2 protein-coding genes and 2 pseudogenes are annotated in these 2,714 nt (G+C 60.1%); all 4 read left to right on the top strand.

Annotated features, from left to right (window positions below):
* Window positions 1–232, top strand: a pseudogene (locus tag EN984_RS29980) (ABC transporter ATP-binding protein); the annotation flags it as partial.
* Window positions 225–1,244, top strand: a complete 1,020-nt coding sequence (locus EN984_RS29985) for an ABC transporter substrate-binding protein (protein ID WP_127268777.1) — start codon at window positions 225–227, stop codon at window positions 1,242–1,244. The pseudogene EN984_RS29980 and the gene EN984_RS29985, both read left to right, overlap by 8 nt.
* A gap of 232 nt (window positions 1,245–1,476) precedes the next feature.
* Window positions 1,477–2,112, top strand: coding sequence for an isoprenylcysteine carboxylmethyltransferase family protein (locus tag EN984_RS29990; RefSeq protein ID WP_245465035.1), 636 nt, complete (start codon window positions 1,477–1,479; stop codon window positions 2,110–2,112).
* A 385-nt stretch (window positions 2,113–2,497) separates the two neighbouring features.
* Window positions 2,498–2,714 (top strand): annotated as a pseudogene (locus tag EN984_RS38340) (hypothetical protein); the annotation flags it as partial.

Genomic DNA, 2,714 nt, shown 5'->3' on the forward strand with positions numbered 1-2,714 from the left:
TCGCTGGACGGCGCTCCTGATCACCCATGACGTGCGCGAAGCCGTGTTCCTGTCCGACCGCATCTATCTGCTGTCGGCGCGCCCGGCCCGCATCGTGCGTGAAATCAAGGTGCCGCTGCCGCGCCCGCGCAGCCTTGGCGGCGATGCCGCGCGCCAGGCAAGTACGCTCGAGGCCGAGATTCTCGACATCATCCTCAACGCCACCCCATCCAAAGGACACGATCATGACTGACTTGACGCGCCGGCAGGCCTTGTTGCTGACCCTTGCCACAGGCCTTCCGCTCGTTGCCGGATCGGGGCGAGCCCAAGCACAATCGGCACAAAAGGTCACCGTTGCCCTCGACTGGACTGTCAACACCAACCACATCGGACTGTTCGTCGCCCGCGACAAGGGCTTCTATCGCGAGGCCGGGCTCGAGGTCGACATCCTGCCTTACAGCGATACCGGTGCGGGCACGCTGGTTGCAAATCGCGTCGCCGATTTCGGCATCAACGGCACCATCAGCCTGTTCACCCAGAGAACCGCCGGAGCGGACCTGAAGGGCGTCTATGCGGTGGTGCAATCGGAAACCGGCCGCGTGGTCTTCAATGCGGCCCGCAGCGAGATCGTAAGCCCGAGAAACCTCGACGGCCTGACCTATGGCGGCTTCGGCAGCGCCTGGGAAAACGCCCTGATATCGACCATCATCCGCCATGATGGCGGCAAGGGCAATTTCGAGACGGTGACGCTCGGCACCTCAGCCTATGAGGCGCTGGCCAATGGTTCGGTCGATTTCACGCTCGAAGTCTCGACCTGGGAGGGTGTCGACGCCGAGCTCAAGGGCGTCAAACAACGCAGCTTCGTCTATGCCGATTACGGCGTGCCTGACGAGCACACGACACTGATCTCTTCGAGCGAAGCCTATCTCCAGGCAAACCCCAAGCCTGCGGCCGCCTTTGTCCAGGCGACGCGGCGCGGCTACCAGTTCGCGGTCGATCACCCCGAAGATGCGGCAGCCCTGCTGATCGCGGCCAACAAGGATGCGTTGACCAATCCGGCGCTGATCCACGCCTCACTGAAGGCGCTGATCGACGGCCATTATCTGCGCAGCCAAAGCGGTGCCATCGGGACGATGGATCCGGCCAAGATGGGAGCGATCGGCGGCTATCTCTTCGCGTCCGGCATTTTGCGTGATGCCGACGGCAAGCTGGTTGCTCAACGCCCGGATTTCGGGAGCTATTTCCGCAACGACTATCTGAGCTAGTCTGGCAAAACCAAATGAGATGGGTCGCCAGTCTTTCTGGGCGACCGCGTGGAGCAGGTCGTCTGGGAGTGGCGCCCTGGCTCCCCGACAGCCAGTTTAATGCCGATCTGATCTTGTTGATTAACTGCCCGGCAATGGTTGCGTGCAAAGGTCGCCCTGAGGGATCATTGGGGTGTTTGCATTGCTCATATCAAAAAGCGAGGCGCTTTCGCACATCAGTGACGGCAGGATTTTGTCCGCAGCCCGAACGCGCGAAATCCTGGTGGATTTGCGCGAAGGTTTCTTTCGGATCTGCGCGCTGGCCTTCGCGGGCATGTTCGTCTACCGCGGCGTATCTCACCTGATGCTCGACCCGACCCGCATCAATGTGGCGCTGATGGCAATTTCCGAGATCCTGACCTTTACCTGGCTGCTTCTGTCGCGGCGACCACAGGTACGCGACTGGAACCCGCTGACGGTGGTTGTTTCGGTGGTCGCCAGCTTCGGTGTCGGCTTCATCGACCTGGAACCGGGCGTGGCCATCATCCCGATCTATGCCGCCGCGCCGCTGCAAGTCCTGGCGTTGGGGTTCGTGATCTGGGGGAAGATATCGCTAGGGCGTTCTTTCGCCATTCTGCCGGGCAATCGCGGCGTGATGACCGACGGTGCCTACCGCCTGGTGCGGCACCCGATCTATGCCGGATACCTTGCCGGTCATGTCCTGTTCCTGCTGTCGGCCTTTTCCTTCTACAATCTTGCTGTCTACGCCGCGATCACCTTCTTCCAGGTTCATCGCATCCTGCGCGAAGAGGCGCTGTTAGCCGCGACGCCGGAATACCGGGACTATATGAAGCGCGTCCACTACAGGCTGTTCTATGGGATCGTCTGACAAGCCGGCCAGCGCAGAATCGTTCGGCCTGCAATCACGCTTGCACTCTCTCGCTCCCGCATCCGCCGACAGACTCTGGCCACTTGCAATCATCGTGGCGGTCTTGCTGATCTTGCGAGAGGCTCATGCCCTGTCCGGTGCGGTGTACGGCCTCGCAGTAAAGACGAGCAGAGTAACGTCCGATCATCAATGGCCTTACGCACTGTTAGTGTAAAGAGAAATTATTCCAACTTTATTATAATTTTATTTCAGAAATTTTGTTGATGTATACCACGCTTCAGGTTGAGTATTCTCTCTCTGAAACTGAAATTCACCACCTCGCGTAGTTGATCTTGCAATCGGCCTCTCGCCAATTGCTTTAGCGCAACGACAACAGGAGAGTGTTATGGCTCACACCATCAAGACAGTCGCCAACATGTTGGCGGGTAGTGCGGTAATCTTAGCCCTTTCCCTGCCCGCCAATGCTGCGGGAATCGGCCTTGGCGTTGGTGCCTCGGTGGGTGGTAGCGGCGGCGTCAATGGCGTCGGGGCTTCCGTTGGCGGCAGTGGCGGCATCAGCGCCGGAGTGGGCGCCTCGGTGGGCGGCAGCGGTGGTGTAAAGG

This window comes from Mesorhizobium sp. M7A.F.Ca.CA.004.12.1.1 (assembly GCF_003997835.1).
Taxonomy (GTDB): Bacteria; Pseudomonadota; Alphaproteobacteria; order Rhizobiales; family Rhizobiaceae; genus Mesorhizobium.